The 15236-nt window shown below is 73.1% G+C and carries 15 protein-coding genes; 8 read left to right on the forward strand and 7 right to left on the reverse strand.

Annotation, left to right across the window (positions count from 1 at the left end; translation table 11 throughout):
• The first annotated feature begins 28 nt into the window (after positions 1 to 28).
• Together CHR28_RS13150 and CHR28_RS13155 are read left to right on the forward strand one after the other, a co-directional pair.
• Complete coding sequence (locus CHR28_RS13150) at positions 29 to 1030, forward strand: multicopper oxidase domain-containing protein (protein WP_094053762.1); 1002 nt, start codon at positions 29 to 31, stop codon at positions 1028 to 1030.
• Positions 1031 to 1128: 98 nt separating this feature from the next.
• A complete protein-coding gene (locus CHR28_RS13155; RefSeq protein WP_094053763.1) occupies positions 1129 to 2166 on the forward strand; it encodes a LacI family DNA-binding transcriptional regulator in 1038 nt (345 codons plus the stop codon).
• Here CHR28_RS13155 and CHR28_RS13160 read toward each other — a convergent pair.
• On the reverse strand, positions 2163 to 2963 hold the full coding sequence (locus CHR28_RS13160) for a VOC family protein (protein WP_094053764.1): 801 nt from the start codon (positions 2961 to 2963) through the stop codon (positions 2163 to 2165). The two genes, CHR28_RS13155 and CHR28_RS13160, sit on opposite strands and share 4 nt — an antisense overlap.
• 227 nt (positions 2964 to 3190) lie before the next feature.
• Between CHR28_RS13160 and CHR28_RS13165 the strand changes: the two genes are divergently transcribed.
• On the forward strand, positions 3191 to 3436 hold the full coding sequence (locus tag CHR28_RS13165) for a WhiB family transcriptional regulator (RefSeq protein ID WP_094053765.1): 246 nt from the start codon (positions 3191 to 3193) through the stop codon (positions 3434 to 3436).
• Positions 3437 to 3531: 95 nt separating this feature from the next.
• Here the strand turns inward: CHR28_RS13165 and CHR28_RS13170 are convergent, their stop codons facing one another.
• The 4 genes from CHR28_RS13170 to CHR28_RS13185 all read right to left on the reverse strand — a co-directional run bounded on the left by CHR28_RS13170 (position 3532) and on the right by CHR28_RS13185 (position 9593).
• Complete coding sequence (locus tag CHR28_RS13170; protein WP_094053766.1) at positions 3532 to 4509, reverse strand: acyl-ACP desaturase; 978 nt, start codon at positions 4507 to 4509, stop codon at positions 3532 to 3534.
• A 186-nt stretch (positions 4510 to 4695) separates the two neighbouring features.
• Positions 4696 to 5472 (reverse strand): dimethylargininase, encoded by a 777-nt coding sequence (ddaH, locus tag CHR28_RS13175; RefSeq protein WP_094053767.1) that lies wholly within the window; start codon positions 5470 to 5472, stop codon positions 4696 to 4698.
• 208 nt (positions 5473 to 5680) lie between these two features.
• Positions 5681 to 7957: an ATP-binding cassette domain-containing protein gene (locus CHR28_RS13180; RefSeq protein ID WP_094053768.1), complete on the reverse strand. Its 2277-nt coding sequence runs from the start codon at positions 7955 to 7957 to the stop codon at positions 5681 to 5683.
• Positions 7958 to 7967: 10 nt separating this feature from the next.
• Positions 7968 to 9593: an ABC-F family ATP-binding cassette domain-containing protein gene (locus tag CHR28_RS13185; protein WP_094053769.1), complete on the reverse strand. Its 1626-nt coding sequence runs from the start codon at positions 9591 to 9593 to the stop codon at positions 7968 to 7970.
• Between the two features lie 293 nt (positions 9594 to 9886).
• Between CHR28_RS13185 and CHR28_RS13190 the strand changes: the two genes are divergently transcribed.
• The gene (locus tag CHR28_RS13190; RefSeq protein WP_094053770.1) at positions 9887 to 10531 is read left to right on the forward strand and encodes a GOLPH3/VPS74 family protein; all 645 of its coding nucleotides are present in this window, start codon (positions 9887 to 9889) and stop codon (positions 10529 to 10531) included.
• Between the two features lie 199 nt (positions 10532 to 10730).
• Here CHR28_RS13190 and CHR28_RS13195 read toward each other — a convergent pair whose 3' ends face one another.
• Complete coding sequence (locus CHR28_RS13195; RefSeq protein WP_094053771.1) at positions 10731 to 11147, reverse strand: SsgA family sporulation/cell division regulator; 417 nt, start codon at positions 11145 to 11147, stop codon at positions 10731 to 10733.
• 257 nt (positions 11148 to 11404) lie between these two features.
• Between CHR28_RS13195 and CHR28_RS13200 the strand changes: the two genes are divergently transcribed.
• The 4 genes from CHR28_RS13200 (at position 11405) to mmpA (ending at position 13989) form a co-directional block, all read left to right on the forward strand.
• Positions 11405 to 12517: a WD40/YVTN/BNR-like repeat-containing protein gene (locus tag CHR28_RS13200; RefSeq protein ID WP_094053772.1), complete on the forward strand. Its 1113-nt coding sequence runs from the start codon at positions 11405 to 11407 to the stop codon at positions 12515 to 12517.
• 70 nt (positions 12518 to 12587) lie between these two features.
• Positions 12588 to 12911, forward strand: coding sequence for a plasmid stabilization protein (locus CHR28_RS13205; RefSeq protein WP_094053773.1), 324 nt, complete (start codon positions 12588 to 12590; stop codon positions 12909 to 12911).
• A gap of 74 nt (positions 12912 to 12985) precedes the next feature.
• Entirely contained in the window at positions 12986 to 13708 is a 723-nt protein-coding gene (locus CHR28_RS13210) for an endonuclease V (RefSeq protein WP_094053774.1), read from the forward strand.
• A gap of 134 nt (positions 13709 to 13842) precedes the next feature.
• On the forward strand, positions 13843 to 13989 hold the full coding sequence (mmpA, locus tag CHR28_RS13215) for a morphogenic membrane protein MmpA (protein WP_010042861.1): 147 nt from the start codon (positions 13843 to 13845) through the stop codon (positions 13987 to 13989).
• 16 nt (positions 13990 to 14005) lie between these two features.
• Here mmpA and CHR28_RS13220 read toward each other — a convergent pair whose 3' ends face one another.
• The gene (locus tag CHR28_RS13220) at positions 14006 to 15184 is read right to left on the reverse strand and encodes a saccharopine dehydrogenase family protein (RefSeq protein ID WP_094053776.1); all 1179 of its coding nucleotides are present in this window, start codon (positions 15182 to 15184) and stop codon (positions 14006 to 14008) included.
• Between the last annotated feature and the right edge of the window lie 52 nt (positions 15185 to 15236).

Genomic DNA, 15236 nt, shown 5'->3' on the forward strand with positions numbered 1-15236 from the left:
AAAGCCTTACCAGGGTGGGGAGTTCCGCATGGACAGACGCAGCTTCAACCGGCGTGTGCTGCTGGGCGGCGCGGCCGTCGCGACATCGTTGTCCGTGGCGCCCGAGGCCATCAGCGCCGACGGACCGGCGAAGACGGCACCCGCCGGAGGCGAGGTGAAGCGCATCAGGATGTACGCCGAGAAGCTGGCGGACGGTCAGATGGGCTACGGCCTGGAGAAGGGCAAGGCCACCGTCCCCGGCCCGCTGATCGAACTCAACGAAGGCGACACCCTGCACGTCGAGTTCGAGAACACCATGGACGTGCCGGTGAGCCTGCACGTGCACGGCCTGGACTACGAGATCACCAGCGACGGCACGAAGATGAACCGCAGTCATGTCGAGCCGGGCGGCACCCGCACCTACACCTGGCGCACCCACGCCCCGGGCCGCCGCAAGGACGGCACCTGGCGGGCGGGCAGCGCGGGTTACTGGCACTACCACGACCACGTCGTCGGCACGGACCACGGCACCGTCGGACTGCAGAAGGGCCTGTTCGGGCCGGTCATCGTCCGCCGCAAGGGCGACGTCCTGCCGGACCGCACGCACACGGTCGTCTTCAACGACATGCGCATCAACAACAAGGCGCCGCACTCCGGGCCGAACTTCGAGGCCACGGTGGGCGACCGGGTCGAGTTCATCGTGATCACGCACGGCGAGTTCTACCACACGTTCCACATGCACGGTCACCGCTGGGCGGACAACCGCACCGGCATGCTGACCGGCCCCGACGACCCGAGCCAGGTCATCGACAACAAGATCACCGGCCCGGCCGACTCCTTCGGCTTCCAGGTGATCGCGGGGGAGGGGGTCGGCGCCGGCGCCTGGATGTACCACTGCCATGTGCAGAGCCACTCCGACATGGGCATGGTGGGACTGTTCCTGGTGAAGAAGCCGGACGGGACCATCCCCGGCTACGACCCGCACGAGCACGCACACGGGCAGGCGGAGGAGCCGGCGGACGCGGGACAGGAGGCAGGACACCACCACTGACGGGCGCGTGCCACCGCCGAGACGGAGGCGAGAGCGCTCTCACCCGGCGGCGCGCCCGGGGCTATCCTGATCCGCAGCCGCAGGTGAGGAGCCCCGAAGTGACCGACACAGCGCCGCGTCCCACCCTGGAGGCCGTGGCCGCCCGGGCCGGTGTCTCGCGGGCCACCGTCTCCCGCGTGGTCAACGGCGGGGACGGGGTGCGGGACGTCCTCGTCGAGCGGGTCCGCAAGGCCGTGGAGGAGCTGGGCTACGTGCCCAACCAGGCCGCCCGCTCCCTGGTGACCCGGCGGCACGACGCGGTCGCCGTCGTCGTCGCCGAACCGGAGAGCCGCGTCTTCGCCGACCCGTTCTTCGCACTCCAGCTGCGCGGCATCAGCAAGGAGCTCACGGCCCACGACAACCAGCTCGTGCTGCTCCTGACGGAGGGCCGCGACGACCACGCCCGGGTCGCCCGGTATCTCGCCGGCGGTCACGTCGACGGGGCGCTCGTCTTCTCCCTGCACCTCGACGACCCGCTGCCGGAGCTGATCCAGCGGGCCGGAGTGCCCACCGTCTTCGGCGGGCGGCCGGGCTGGAGCGGCGGCCGGCGCGACGTGGTCTACGTCGACAGTGACAACCGCGGCGGCGCCCGCGACGCCGTCCGCCACCTGGCCGGCCTCGGCCGCACCCGGATCGCGCATCTCACCGGCGCCCTGGACCAGACCTCGGCGGTGGACCGGCTGGACGGCTACCGGGACGTCATGGCGGACGCCGACCCGCGGCTGATCGCCGAGGCCGACTTCACCCCGGCCGGGGGCGAGCGGGCGATGCGCGAGCTGCTCGACCGCTGCCCGGACCTGGACGCGGTGTTCGCCGCGAACGACCTCATGGCCTCCGGCGCGCTGCGCGTCCTGCGCGAGTCCGGCCGCCGCGTCCCGGACGACGTGGCCGTCATCGGCTTCGACGACCTGCAGCCCGTCGCCGAGCAGACCGACCCGCCCCTGACGACGGTCCGCCAGGACATCGAGGAGATGGGCCGCCTCATGGCCCGCCTCCTGCTGCGCGGCCTCGACCCCGACCACCGCCGGGAGGACACCCCCGACACGCCGTCCAGCGTGGTCCTGCCGACGACGCTGGTACGGCGGGGATCGGCCTAGGCCTGCCCGGCCCGGCTCTGTGAGGGCTCGCTGCGGATCACCGCGAAGCGGGCGCCGTAGGGGTCGGTGAGCCTGGCGATGCGGCCGACCTCCGGCACGTCCGTGGGGGGCATGCGGACGGTGCCGCCACGCTCCCGGGCGGCGGCGACGACGGCGTCCGGGTCGGCGGCCTCGAAGTAGGGAAGCCAGTGGGGCTCCTGCTCGGCCGGGTCGTCGGCGAGGGCCACGACCCCGCCGAACATGGCGTCCTCGCCCTCCCCGGCGGGGCCGAACGTGGTGTACGTGCCGCCGGGCATGTCGACGCCGTAGGTCTCCAGACCGAGCACCGAGTGGTAGAAGGCGGCCGCGGCCGGGACGTCCGCCGTGTACAGCTCGGTCCAGCACAGCGCGCCGGGTTCCCCGACGACGTCGAGGCCCTGGTTGCGTCCCGGCTGCCACAGCCCGAACGGCACCCCGGCCCGGTCGGCGAGGATCGCCGTCCGGCCCAGGTCCTGGACGTCCATGGGCGGCAGCAGCACCGAGCCGCGTGCCTGCCGGGCCGCCTCGGCCGTGGCGTCCGCGTCCGGCGCCTGGAAGTACACCGTCCAGGAGGGCGGCCCCTGTTCCGGCGTGGTCTGCATGCCGCCGGCGACGGTCCGGCCGCCGAGCTGGAAGAGGCCGTACCCGCCGACCTCGGGCCCGCCCGGCTGGAAGCGCCAGCCGAACAGGGCTTCGTAGAAGGCCGTCGCGCCGTCGATGTCGGGGGTGCCGAGATCGACCCAGTTCGGAGCGCCGGTGACATAACGGGTGGTGAGCATCCTCGCCCTCCTCGCACAGGGGCCCGTCCGCCTGCACTGCCGAGTCTCGCACCGCCGGCCGGCGCGTGCCGTGCCGCCGCGCGGCCGGACGCGTGCTCGGCGGTCCCGCGCGCCGCCGTGCACCGGCCCGTCCGGCGGGCGACGATCGACCCCGGCCGGAGGTCCCTGAACGCGGCGTTGATCGGGCGTTGATCGAACGTTTTCCACCGCCCGGAACGCTTCCGGTCATGCACATCGACACGATCACCTCGCCCGAACTCGCCTGGCAGCAGGAAGCGTTGTGCGCGCAGACCGGGGCGGAGTTCTTCTTCCCCGAGCCCGGCAGTTCGGTGCGGGAGGCGAAGCGGATCTGCGGGCTGTGCCCGATCCGCCCGGCCTGCCTGGAGTACGCGCTGGACCACGACGAGCGCTTCGGCGTCTGGGGCGGGATGTCGGAGAAGGAGCGGCTGGAGCTGCGCCGGGCGGCGCGGTAGCCGCAGCGGCTGACGCGGCCCCCGCCGCCACGCGACGAAGGCCCCCGGCCGCCCGTGGCGGCAGGGGGCCTCAGGTCGTGGGCGCCGGGGCGGCGTCAGGCGCCGGCGCGGGCCGCCATGCGGGCCTTGCGCGCGGCCAGCTTCTCGTCGAACTTGGCGGCCTCGGTGTCCAGGCCGTTCATGTACAGGCCGAGCTCCTCCTGTGCCTTGCGGCCCTCCGGGCCCAGGCCGTCGATCTCCATGATCTTCAGGAAGCGCAGCACGGGCTGCAGCACGTCGTCGTGGTGGATGCGCAGGTTGTAGACCTCGCCGATCGCCATCTGCGCGGCGGCCCGCTCGAAGCCGGGGATGCCGTGACCGGGCATCCGGAAGTCGACGACCACGTCCCGGACGGCCTGCATGGTCAGGTCGGGGGCGAGCTCGAACGCCGCCTTCAGCAGGTTCCGGTAGAAGACCATGTGCAGGTTCTCGTCGGTCGCGATGCGGGCCAGCATGCGGTCGCAGACCGGGTCGCCGGACTGGTGGCCGGTGTTGCGGTGGGAGATGCGGGTGGCGAGCTCCTGGAAGGCGACGTAGGCGACCGAGTGCAGCATCGAGTGCCGGTGGTCGTGCTCGAAGCCCTCACTCATGTGGGCCATCCGGAACTGCTCCAGCTTGTCCGGGTCGACGGCGCGCGAGGTGAGCAGGTAGTCGCGCATCACGATGCCGTGCCGGCCCTCCTCGGCGGTCCAGCGGTGCACCCAGGTGCCCCAGGCGCCGTCGCGGCCGAACAGGGAGGCGATCTCGTGGTGGTAGCTGGGCAGGTTGTCCTCGGTCAGCAGGTTGACCACCAGCGCGATGCGGCCGATCTCGGTGACCTTGGACTGCTCCTTCTCCCAGGCCTCGCCGTCCTCGAAGAGACCGGGGAAGTTGCGCCCGTCGCTCCACGGCACGTACTCGTGCGGCATCCAGTCCTTGGCGACCTGCAGATGCCGGTCGAGTTCCTTCTCGACCACTTCCTCCAGCGCGTACAGCAGCTGAGCGTCGGTCCAGGTGCCGGCGGGGCTGCCGAGGTGGGGAGCGGTGATCGTCATGGACTCTCCAGGGGACATGCGTACGAGCGGTGAGCTGGAACCTACGGCATCGTAGGCTACGTTTCCGTAGGTTACGAGTCCGTAGGTTAAGAGCCTCGTAAAGGCCGCTGATCAGCGCGGCCGTCCCCGGGTGCCGCGGGGCGCGGACCCGCAGGTCGGCGGCCCGGAAGCGGAGGCACCGGCTCCTCAGACGTAGAGCTCCCGCAGCCGGACCGAGAGACATGTCACACAGCCTTCGAGCTTCTCGAACTCGCTGATGTCCACGACGACCGGTTCGTACCCGAGGTCGGAGAAGAGGTCGGCGGTCTTCGGGGCGCTGGCCGCCATCAGCAGTTTGTCGCCGCCCAGCAGGACGACGTGGGCGCCGGCCTCCTCCGGGACGGGCAGAAAGCGGGCGAACAGCGACGGGGCGTCCATCTTCGGGATGTGGCCGATGACCGTCCCGTCGGGCAGGGCGGTGACCGCCGACTTCAGGTGCAGCACCTTGCTCACGGGGACGGCGACGACCCGGGCGCCGAGCGGCTCGAACGCGGCGCGCAGCTGCTGGACGCCGGCGGCGTTGGTGCGTCCGCCGCGGCCCACGTACACGGTGTCGCCGATCTTCAGCACGTCCCCGCCGTCCAGCGTGCCCGGATCCCAGATCCAGTTCACCGAGCAGCCCAGACCGGCCACGGCCTCCTCGACCCCGGCGGTCTCCGCCCGCCGGGAGTCGGCGCCCGGGCGGGCGATCAGCGCCACGTTCCGGTACATCACGACCGTGTCCTCGACGAACACCGAGTCCGGGCAGTCGTCCGCCGGGTCCACCTCGATGGTCTCCCAGCCGTGCGTGCGCAGGGCTTGTACGTACGCCTCCCACTGCTCGCCCGCGAGGTCGGCGTCGATCCCCTCCCGCTCGATGTGCGTCACCAGCCCTTCGGCGAGGCGCGGGCTGGGGCGGCGGACGAGGGCCTTCTTGCTGGGCACGAGCGGGACTCCGTATGGGATGGGACGTGTCGGGACCACACCGACCGGGTTCCCGGGATCGCCCGGAACCCAACGGGCGTCGGCCGACCATCATGCAGGGCGGGGAGAGCGCAGGACACCCCCGGGAGCCCGTGGCGCCACCCGCGGGAGGCGCCAGGGGCACGGAGCTCCCGGGGCGCCACCCGCGCAGGCGCCACTCACCGGGAGCTCACGCCGGCGTGCCGGTACCCGGTCGTACGAAGCGCCGCAGGTGTTCCGCGGTGAACGAGCCGTCCGTCTCCAGGAGCTGCCGTGGCGTGCCCTCGAACACCACCTCGCCGCCGTCCCGGCCGCCGTCCGGGCCGAGGTCGATCACCCAGTCGGCGCGGGCGACCACGTCCAGGTTGTGCTCGACGACGACGACCGTGTTGCCCGTGTCGACCAGCCGCTCCAGCAGGCCGACCAGGCCCGCCACGTCCGCCATGTGCAGACCGGTCGTCGGTTCGTCCAGGACGTAGACCGCGCCCGTCCGGTGCAGCCGGGTCGCCAGTTTGATGCGCTGGCGTTCACCGCCGGAGAGGGTGGACAGGGGCTGTCCCAGCGTCAGATACGTCAGTCCCACGTCCCGCAGGGCGCGCAGCCGCCGTCCCACGGCCTCGTCCTCGAAGAAGTCGAGTGCTTGTTCGGCCGTCATCTCCAGGACGTCGGCGACGGATTTCCCGCGCACGGTCAGTCGCAGCACCTCCTCCCGGAAGCGCCGTCCCTCGCAGTCGTGGCAGGTCGTCGTGACCGGGTCCATGAAGGCGAGGTCGGTGGAGATGATGCCGCGGCCCTCGCAGGTGGGGCAGGCGCCGCCGGAGTTGAAGCTGAACAGGCCCGCCTCGGCCCCCGTCTCGCGGGCGAAGATCTTCCGGACGGTGTCCATGACGCCCAGGTACGTCGCCGGTGTGGACCGGCCCGAGATGCCGATCGACGACTGGTCGACCACCACGGCCTCCTCGTGGGCCGCGGTGAACTCCGCCACCAGGCTGCTCTTGCCCGACCCGGCGACCCCGGTCACCGCGGTGAGCACACCCGTGGGGAACCGTACGGTCACGTCCCGGAGGTTGTGCCGGTCGGCGCCCTTGACCCACAGTTCGCCGGTGGCTTGCCGCACCTCCTCCTTGACCGCCGGACGCCGGCGCAGACAGCGCCCGGTGAGCGTGTCCGACGCGGCCAGCTCCCCCGGCGTCCCCGTGAACACCACCGTGCCGCCCCCGGCGCCGGCGCCCGGTCCCATGTCCACCACGTGGTCGGCCAGCGCGATGACGTCCGGGTCGTGCTCGACGACCAGCACGGTGTTGCCCTTGTCGCGCAGCCGCAGCAGCAGATCACCGAGCCGGCCCACGTCCCGCGGGTGCAGCCCGACGCTCGGCTCGTCGAAGATGTAGGTCATCCCGGTCAGGCTGGAGCCGAGGTGGCGCACGGTCTTCAGCCGCTGTCCCTCCCCGCCGCTGAGCGTGGCGGTCTCCCGGTCGAGGCTGAGGTAGCCGAGGCCGATCGCCTCGATCCGTTCCAGCGCCGCCACGGCCGCCCCGGCGATCGGCCCGGCCACCGGGTCGTCGATCTCCCTCAGCACGGTGATCAGGTCGGTGACCTGCAGGCGCGTGCAGTCGGCGATCGACCGGCCGCCGATCCGGGTCGCGAGTGCCGCCGCGTTGAGCCGTGCTCCCCGGCAGGCCGGGCAGACCCCCTCCACCAGGAACTCCCGGACCAGGTCCCGGGTCTTCTGGCTCATGGCCGACAGGTCCCGCTTCAGGTACAGCCGCTCGAAGCGGTCGGCGAGGCCCTCGTAGTCGGTGACCCAGGTGCCGCCGCTGCCGCTCACGGTGACCTTGCTGCCCGGCCGCCCGCGCAGCAGGAACTCCCGCTCGGCGGCGGTGAACCGCCCCACGGGCTTGTCCGGGTCGAGGTCGGGGCTGTTGGTGTAGGTCTGGCCCTGCCAGGTCCCCGCCGCGAACGGCGGGAAGCGGACCGCCCCGTCCGCGAGGGAGCGGTCCGGGTCCAGGATGCGGTCCCAGTCGGGCCCCACGGCGCGGCCCAGCCCGTCGCACTCGGGGCACATGCCCGACGGGTCGTTGAACGAGTAGGCCGTGGCCGGCCCGGCGCTCGGCGTGCCGTGCCGGGAGAACAGCACGCGGATCACCGAGTAGACGTCCGTCATGGTGCCGACCGTCGACCGGGAGTGGCCGCCGACCGGCCGCTGGTCGACGACGATCGCGGGGGTGAGGTTCTCCAGGGCGTCCGCGTGCGGCCGCTCGAACTTGGGCAGCCGGTTGCGGACGAACCAGGGGTAGGTCTCGTTGAGCTGGCGCTGGGACTCCACCGCGATCGTGTCGAAGACGACCGACGACTTCCCCGATCCCGAAACGCCGGTGAACACGGTCAGCCGGCCTTTCGGGATGCGGAGAGTGACGTCCTTGAGGTTGTTCTCGCGGGCTCCGGTCAGGGTGATGAAATCGGGCATGCACCCGACGCTAGGCGGAATACCCGACAGCTTCTGGCGTGATTTCCCGCAGTTCTCCCTCCTCCAGCAGCAGCCAGCGCGTGATGCCGATCGACTCCAGGAACGGCAGGTCGTGACTGGCCACGATCAGCGCGCCCTCGTAGGAGTCCAGGGCCGTGGTCAGCTGCCGCACGCTGGCCATGTCCAGGTTGTTGGTCGGCTCGTCCAGCAGGAGCAGCTGCGGTGCGGGCTCGGCCAGCATCAGGGCGGCCAGCGCCGCCCGGAAGCGTTCGCCGCCCGACAGCGTCGCCGCCTTCCGGTCGGCCCGGCCGCCCCGGAACAGGAAGCGGGCCAGACGCGCCCGGATCCGGTTGTTGGTCGCGCCCGGCGCGAAGCGGGCCACGTTCTCGACGACCGTCCGCTCCCCGTCCAGCACGTCGAGGCGCTGCGGCAGGAACCGCAGCGGGACGTGTGCCGTCACCTCGCCCGACTCGGGAGCCAGCTCCCCGGTGATCGTGCGCAGCAGCGTGGTCTTGCCCGCGCCGTTGCGCCCGATCAGCGCGACCCGCTCGGGGCCGCGCAGCTCGAACCCGCCCGCCACCCTGGCCCCGTACCGGAGCCCGAGGTCCTGGAGGGTGAGGACGGTGCGCCCCGGCGGGACGGCCGTGAACGGCAGGTCGACGCGGATCTCGTCGTCGTCCCGTACGGCCTCCACCGCCTCGTCGAGCCGCTCCCTGGCCTCGGCGAGCTTCTCCTCGTGCATGATCCGGTGCTTGCCCGCGGACTCCTGCGCCGCGCGCTTGCGCGCCCCCATGACGATCTTCGGCTCGCGCTTCTGGTCCCACATCTTCTGCCCGTACCGCTTGCGGCGGGCCAGTTTGACCTGGGCGTCGGCCAGTTCGCGCTTCTGCTTGCGGAAGTCGGCCTCGGCCACGCGCACCATGCGCTCGGCCGCCTCCTGTTCGGTCTCCAGGGCCTCCTCGTAGGCGGAGTAGTTGCCGCCGTACCAGGTGATCCCGCCGGAGCGCAGGTCGGCGATCTGGTCGACGAGTTCCAGCAGTTCCCGGTCGTGGCTGACCACGACCATGACGCCCGGCCAGGACTGCACGGCCGCGTACAGGCGCCGGCGGGCGTACAGGTCGAGGTTGTTGGTCGGCTCGTCCAGCAGCAGCACGTCGGGCCGGCGCAGCAGCAGCGCGGCCAGCCGCAGCAGGACGGACTCGCCGCCCGACACCTCGCCGATGGTGCGGTCCAGCCCGATGTGCCCGAGGCCGAGTTCGCCGAGCGTGGCCAGGGCGCGCTCCTCGACGTCCCAGTCGTCGCCGACGGTCTCGAAGTGCTCCTCGGCCACGTCGCCCGCCTCGATGGCGTGCAGCGCGGCCCGCCGGGCGGCGATGCCGAGCGCCTCGTCGACCCGCAGGGCGGTGTCGAGCGTGACGTTCTGCGGCAGGTAACCGACCTCGCCGGCGACACGGACGGCGCCGTCGGCCGGTACGAGCTCACCGGCGATCAGTTTCAGCAGGGTGGATTTCCCCGACCCGTTGACCCCGACCAGGCCGGTCCGTCCGGGCCCGAACGCGACGTCCAGGTCCTCGAAGACGGGAGTGCCGTCGGGCCAGGTGAACGACAGGGAGGTGATGGTGATGGAAGTGGACATGGGGGCCTCACTCGCGGTTGCTCGAAGCAGTCAGGGGCAAACGCGTGTCGAGACACCTGCGACCAGGGAGGAGAGTCCACGGGCATGAGAAGAGCCCTGCACCGGGGGACGGCTCGAACGCCGAGGTCGCACGCAGCGCACACACCTCACAGGTGCGGCGCGGTGTCTCAGGACCTCAGACGAGCAACGTCCTTCTCCAATCGACGGCAACAGGACCGCTGTACACCGTAGGAGGGGGTACCGGGCCTGTCAACGCATTAACCGAAGCCGCTCCCGCCACCCCAGGAGGCCCCGTGTCCCACGGTTCGCTCACGCTGCCGGCCCGGCTGTCGCTGCTGGCCTGGGACACCGCGCGGCCCCCGGCGGGCGGCACCGCCCACCCGGCCGGCCCGGTGCGGGCCGGGGCCCTGGTCGACCTGGCCCGCCGCGGCCTGCTCACCGACGTGGCCGGCGTGGCCACGCCGGCCGACATGGACTCGCGCAGCGGTGACGCGGTCCTCGACGGACTGCTGGAACTCGTCCACGAGTCGTGTCCGCACTCCTGGCGGACCTGGGTGACGCTGCGGGCGCGGGTGACCGCCGACGCGGTACGGGAGCAGCTCGTGGCCGGGGGATATCTGCGGGCGGAGAAGAGGCGCGTCCTCGGTGTCTTCCCGTCCGTGGAGTACGCGCTGGAGCGCGCCGCCGCGGTGAAGGTGCTGCGGGAGGAGACGCGGGAGGTCCTGCTCGGGCCGCTGCCGGCCGCGGGGATCGCGGAGCGCGACGCGGCCGTCGCCGTCCTGGCCGACGCCGCCGGCCTGCTCGGAGCGAAGGCGGGCGAGCGGCGCGTCGAGGAGCTGACGGAGCGTGCCGCGGCATCGGTGCCCGGCCTCGCGGGAATCGTCCGCGAGGTACGCACGGCGGTGGAGGCGTCCGTACCGGTGCCGACGCCCCTCTGAACGAGCCGACGGGGAGGACGTCTCCGGCGCCGTCCGCGCGCGGTGCTCGTCGCGGGAGCGGTGCGCGTGAGCGTCGGGGACGCGGTGCCGGGGGAGTCGGCCTCACCTTGGCCTGGGCGCCCGCGGGATCCCCGCCCCCGGGGCCGTCGACCCGGGGATCGTCGGGGGCAACGCCCTGTCGCACGCGGCGCGTTGACCCTCAGCAGGCGTCGCGCATCAGCTCCGCCAGGTCGTGGTCCAGATCCAGCTGCAGGTGCTCCAGGCCGACGGGCACGAGCTCGCCGGTCGCCTCCAGGAACGTGCGGATCTCGCTGGACCGGACATGCACCACGGCGGTGCCCTCGGGCGCGTGGAACTCCAGCACCGTGCGGTCGTAGCCGTAGGGCCGCACCCGGACGTCGCCGTGCCCCTCGGGGCCCAGCATCCCGGCGGTGAGCAGCTCGCGGGAGAAGGTCCAGCACACCTCCACGCCCTCCAGCGTCGCCGGGGCGGGGAAGGTCATGCGGACGGCGAACGGGTCGCGCCGGTCGTAATGCAGCGTCGCGGGAATGCTCGGCATACGCGGCGCGGCGGCGACGAGGCGGGCCTCCACGGGCTGCTCGATGACGATGGACAACGCCTTGCTCCCTTGTGACGGCGGGACGGACACGTCCGGGCGGATGAGGCCGGGCATGGGAAGAGACGACGGAATCGGCCATTCCGTGCACTCGCCGTGCGAGTGACCTCTGTCACCGCGTTCATGCACGGGAGTGACCGGGCTCTCCTCGTGTGCCCCCAAGGGCCCGTGTGACGCCTCCCTTGACGCCGGCCGTGGCCCCGAGGCCGTCTGGACGGCACCCGGGCGGTGGGCTAGCTTCCCCGGCCATGAGGCGCATGGGGAGCACGCGACGGACGGGACGGACAGGACGAACAGCACGGACAGGGCGCTGCGCGGTCGCGGCCCTGGCGTGCGCGGCGGCACTGGCCGCCCTGACCGCCGGGCCCGCGGAGGCGCGGCAGCCGGAGCGCCGGGTGCCGCACTGGGAACTGAAGGACACCGGCACCCCGGACGTGCGGTTCCGAGGACTGGCCGCCGTCAACCGGCACACCGCCTGGGCCGCCGGCACCTCCGGCACCGTGCTGCGCACCACCGACGGCGGAGCCACCTGGCGGAACGTATCGCCGCCCGGCGCGGGGGAGTTGCAGTTCCGGGACGTCGAGGCCTTCGACGCGCGCCGGGCCGTCGTCCTGGCCATCGGCGAGGGCGAGGCCTCCCGCGTCTACCGCACCGACGACGGCGGAGCGACCTGGACGGAGTCCTTCCGCAACACCGAGCCGAAGGCCTTCTACGACTGCCTCGCCTTCTTCGACGACCGCCACGGCCTCGCCCTGAGCGACCCGGTGGACGGGAAGTTCCGCATCCTGTCGACCGGCGACGGCGGCCGGACCTGGCGGGTGCTGCCGGAGAAGGGCATGCCGCCCGCGCAGGACGGCGAGGCCGGGTTCGCCGCCGGCGGCCAGTGCCTGGTGACGTCCGGGCCGAAGGACGCCTGGCTCGCCACCGGCGGGGCCGCGCACGCGCGCGTGCTCCACTCCGCCGACCGGGGACACACCTGGCAGGCCACCACCATGCCCCTCCCGGCGGGCGATCCGGCCCGCGGGGTCTTCGCACTGGCCTTCCGCGACCGGGCCCACGGACTCGCCGTCGGCGGCGACTTCCGGCCGGACCAGCCCTCACCGCGCGCCGCCGCGCGCACCTCCGACGGCGGCCGCACCTGGCGCCCCGCGACCACGCCCCCCACCGCCTACCGCTCCGGCGTCGCCTGGCTCCCGCACAGCCGCACCGCCGCCCTCGCCGTCGGCCCCACCGGCACCGACCTCACCACCGACGCCGGCCGCACCTGGCGGACGGTCGACACGGGCTCCTACGACACCGTCGACTGCGCCCCGGACCACGGCTGCTGGGCCGCCGGCGAGCAGGGGCGGGTGGCCCGCCTGGAGCAGTGAGCGCGCGGCGGGCGGTGAGGATGGGCAGTGTGGGTACTCGTTCACGGGACGTGAAAGGAAGTGAGCGAGAATGCCACGCGGTTCGAGCTCCAAGCGGGAGCGCCAGTACGAGCACATCAAGGAGAGCGCGAAGGACCGGGGCGAGAGCACCGGCCGCGCCAAGGAGATCGCCGCACGGACGGTGAACAAGGAACGCGCCCGCTCCGGCGAGGCGAAGACGGCCAGCCGCACCTCCACGAAGGACATGTCGTCCGGGAAGCGCGGCGGGCAGCGGTCCGGGCAGGGCTCACAGGGCCCCACCTACGACCAGCTGTACCAGGAGGCCAAGCGCAAGGGCGTGGAGGGCCGTTCCAGCATGAACAAGAGCCAGTTGCAGCGCGCACTGGGCAAGTGAGGCGCACGCTCCACGAGGCCGGCGGGACACCCTGACCCCGCCGGCCTCGGCGCGGCCCGTAGGCTCGGGGGACCATGACGACCGTACGCATCCCCGAGGACTGGCCCGCCACCGAGGAGCAGGCCCGTGCCGTACAGGACGCCCTGCGCGAGCGGGTCGTCCTCGACGAACCGGGTCCGCCGCCCGGCACCGGCCGGGTGACCGGTGTCGACGTCGCCTACGACGACGCGCGTGACGTCGTCGCGGCGGCCGCGGTCGTGCTGGACGCGGCGAGCCTGGACGTGGTCGCCGAGGCCACCGCGGTGGGCCGGATCTCCTTCCCCTACGTGCCCGGGCTGCTCGCCTTCCGCGAGATCCCCACGGTCCTGGCCGCCCTCGACGCGCTGCCGTGCGCACCCGGCCTGGTCGTCTGCGACGGCTACGGTTTCGCCCACCCGCGCCGCTTCGGCCTGGCCAGCCACCTCGGCGTCCTGACGGGCCTGCCCACGATCGGCGTCGCCAAGAACCCGTTCACCTTCACCTACGACGAGCCGGACACCCCGCGCGGCAGCACCTCGGCGCTGCTCGCCGGCTCCGAGGAGGTCGGCCGCGCCCTGCGCACCCGGGACGGGGTCAAGCCGGTGTTCGTCTCGGCGGGCCATCGCGTGAGCCTGGCCGGCGCCTGCGCCCACACCCTCGCCCTGACCCCCGCGTACCGCCTCCCGGAGACCACCCGCAAGGCGGACGCGCTGTGCCGCGAGGCGCTGCGGCAGGCCTGCGCGGACGGGCCGTCCACCCGGCGGCCGGCCTCGCGGTAGCCCGAGTCGTACACCGCCGACCCGCGATGCGGCGCCGGCGAAGGACCCGACGGGCGAACCGGGCCGGAACTGAGTACCGGCTCTGAGTACCCGTACGGATGTCCGGCCGGCGCCCCCTCGGCAGGCTGGGGCGCATGACGACGCACCGCGCCCCCAAGCCAGTTGCCGGCCCGACCCAGACCGTCGAGCGGGCCGTCACCATCGGGCTGATCCTCGCCGTGCTGGCGGGGCTCGGCTGGATAGCCGGAATGATCTACACCATCGCCGAGTGGCCGTTGTAGGCCACCCGGCGGACCCTCAGCGCACCGACGCCACGCGGAAGCGGATGCCCGCCGCCCGCAGCCGCTCGACGAGCGCGTCGCCCATGGCGACCGCCGTGGTGACCTGGCCGGCCGTCTTCGGCAGTTCGTCGAAGGCCAGGCACAGCGCCGACTCGGCCAGCATCTTCGCCGTCTCGCCGTAGCCGGGATCGCCGCCCGAGACCTCCGTGTACACCCGCCGGCCGCCGCCCTCGCCCACGAAACGCACGGAGAACCAGCTCTTGGCCCGCTTCTCCGGGCCCGGCCCGTCCCCGGGCTTCAGCCGGTCCGACAGCCAGCGCCGCGCGGGCGGCACCTGGGCCGCCGCGACCAGTGCGCCGACCGCGGCGACCCCGCCCACCGCGACGGGCAGCCGGCGGACGGCCGCGTACTGGCGGTAGCGGAAGTCGGGTCCGTACCTGTCCAGCGCCGCCGCCGAACGCCGCACGATCTGCGGGTCGATGGTCGGCATCGGCAGGGCCCACGCCCCGACCTCCTTGGCGAACCGCGGCCCGCCCAGCGGTGCCGACGCCCGCCGGCCCACCAGCCGCGGCTCGTGCCGCCGCCGGTCCCGCGCGGCTGCCGCGATCCGACGCTGCCGCGCGAACTGGCCCAGCGCGGAGGCGAAGGTCCCGCCCGAGAACGCCGCGTCGGCGGTCACGAAGCCCTCGACGCTCAGCGGCACGCCCTCCGGCAACTGCCCCACGGTGAAGTACACGCCCAGGTCGTGCGGGATGGAGTCGAACCCGGCGGCGTGCACCAGCCGCGCGCCGGTCTCCCGCGCGCGGGCGTCGTGCCGGACGTACATCAGGTCCACGAACTCCGGTTCGCCGCACAGGTCCAGGTAGTCCGTCCCGGCGTCCGCGCAGGCGGCGACGAGCTCCTCGCCGTAGGTGACGTACGGGCCGACCGTCGTGGCCACCACCCGCGCCTGTCCGGCGAGGGCGCGCACGGAGGCCGGGTCGGACACATCCGCCCGCAGCACGCCGATCTCCGCGTCGCCGGGCAGCCGCTCCCGCAGCCGCGCCAGCTTCTCCTCGCTGCGGCCGGCGATCGCCCAGCGCAGCCCCCCGGGCGCGTGAGCGGCCAGGTACTCGGCGGTGAGCGTGCCGGCGAAACTGGTGGCTCCGAAGAGCACGATGTCGTACGGACGGTCCGTCCTGTTTTGCATGCTCATGACACCCCTCGGTCGTGCAGCCCGTGCCGCTGTCGGTGGCCGAGGCTAGCGT

The organism is Streptomyces sp. XY006, from assembly GCF_002237655.1.
Lineage (GTDB): Bacteria > Actinomycetota > Actinomycetes > Streptomycetales > Streptomycetaceae > Streptomyces > Streptomyces levis.

Coding starts and splice junctions, on each gene's coding strand:
- CHR28_RS13150 (WP_094053762.1), top strand. CDS start 29: ATGGACAGACGCAGCTTCAACCGGCGTGTGCTGCTGGGCGGCGCGGCC.
- CHR28_RS13160 (WP_094053764.1), bottom strand. CDS start 2,963: ATGCTCACCACCCGTTATGTCACCGGCGCTCCGAACTGGGTCGATCTC.
- CHR28_RS13165 (WP_094053765.1), top strand. CDS start 3,191: ATGCACATCGACACGATCACCTCGCCCGAACTCGCCTGGCAGCAGGAA.
- CHR28_RS13170 (WP_094053766.1), bottom strand. CDS start 4,509: ATGACGATCACCGCTCCCCACCTCGGCAGCCCCGCCGGCACCTGGACC.
- CHR28_RS13180 (WP_094053768.1), bottom strand. CDS start 7,957: ATGCCCGATTTCATCACCCTGACCGGAGCCCGCGAGAACAACCTCAAG.
- CHR28_RS13185 (WP_094053769.1), bottom strand. CDS start 9,593: ATGTCCACTTCCATCACCATCACCTCCCTGTCGTTCACCTGGCCCGAC.
- CHR28_RS13200 (WP_094053772.1), top strand. CDS start 11,405: ATGGGGAGCACGCGACGGACGGGACGGACAGGACGAACAGCACGGACA.
- CHR28_RS13205 (WP_094053773.1), top strand. CDS start 12,588: ATGCCACGCGGTTCGAGCTCCAAGCGGGAGCGCCAGTACGAGCACATC.
- CHR28_RS13210 (WP_094053774.1), top strand. CDS start 12,986: ATGACGACCGTACGCATCCCCGAGGACTGGCCCGCCACCGAGGAGCAG.
- mmpA (WP_010042861.1), top strand. CDS start 13,843: ATGACGACGCACCGCGCCCCCAAGCCAGTTGCCGGCCCGACCCAGACC.
- CHR28_RS13220 (WP_094053776.1), bottom strand. CDS start 15,184: ATGAGCATGCAAAACAGGACGGACCGTCCGTACGACATCGTGCTCTTC.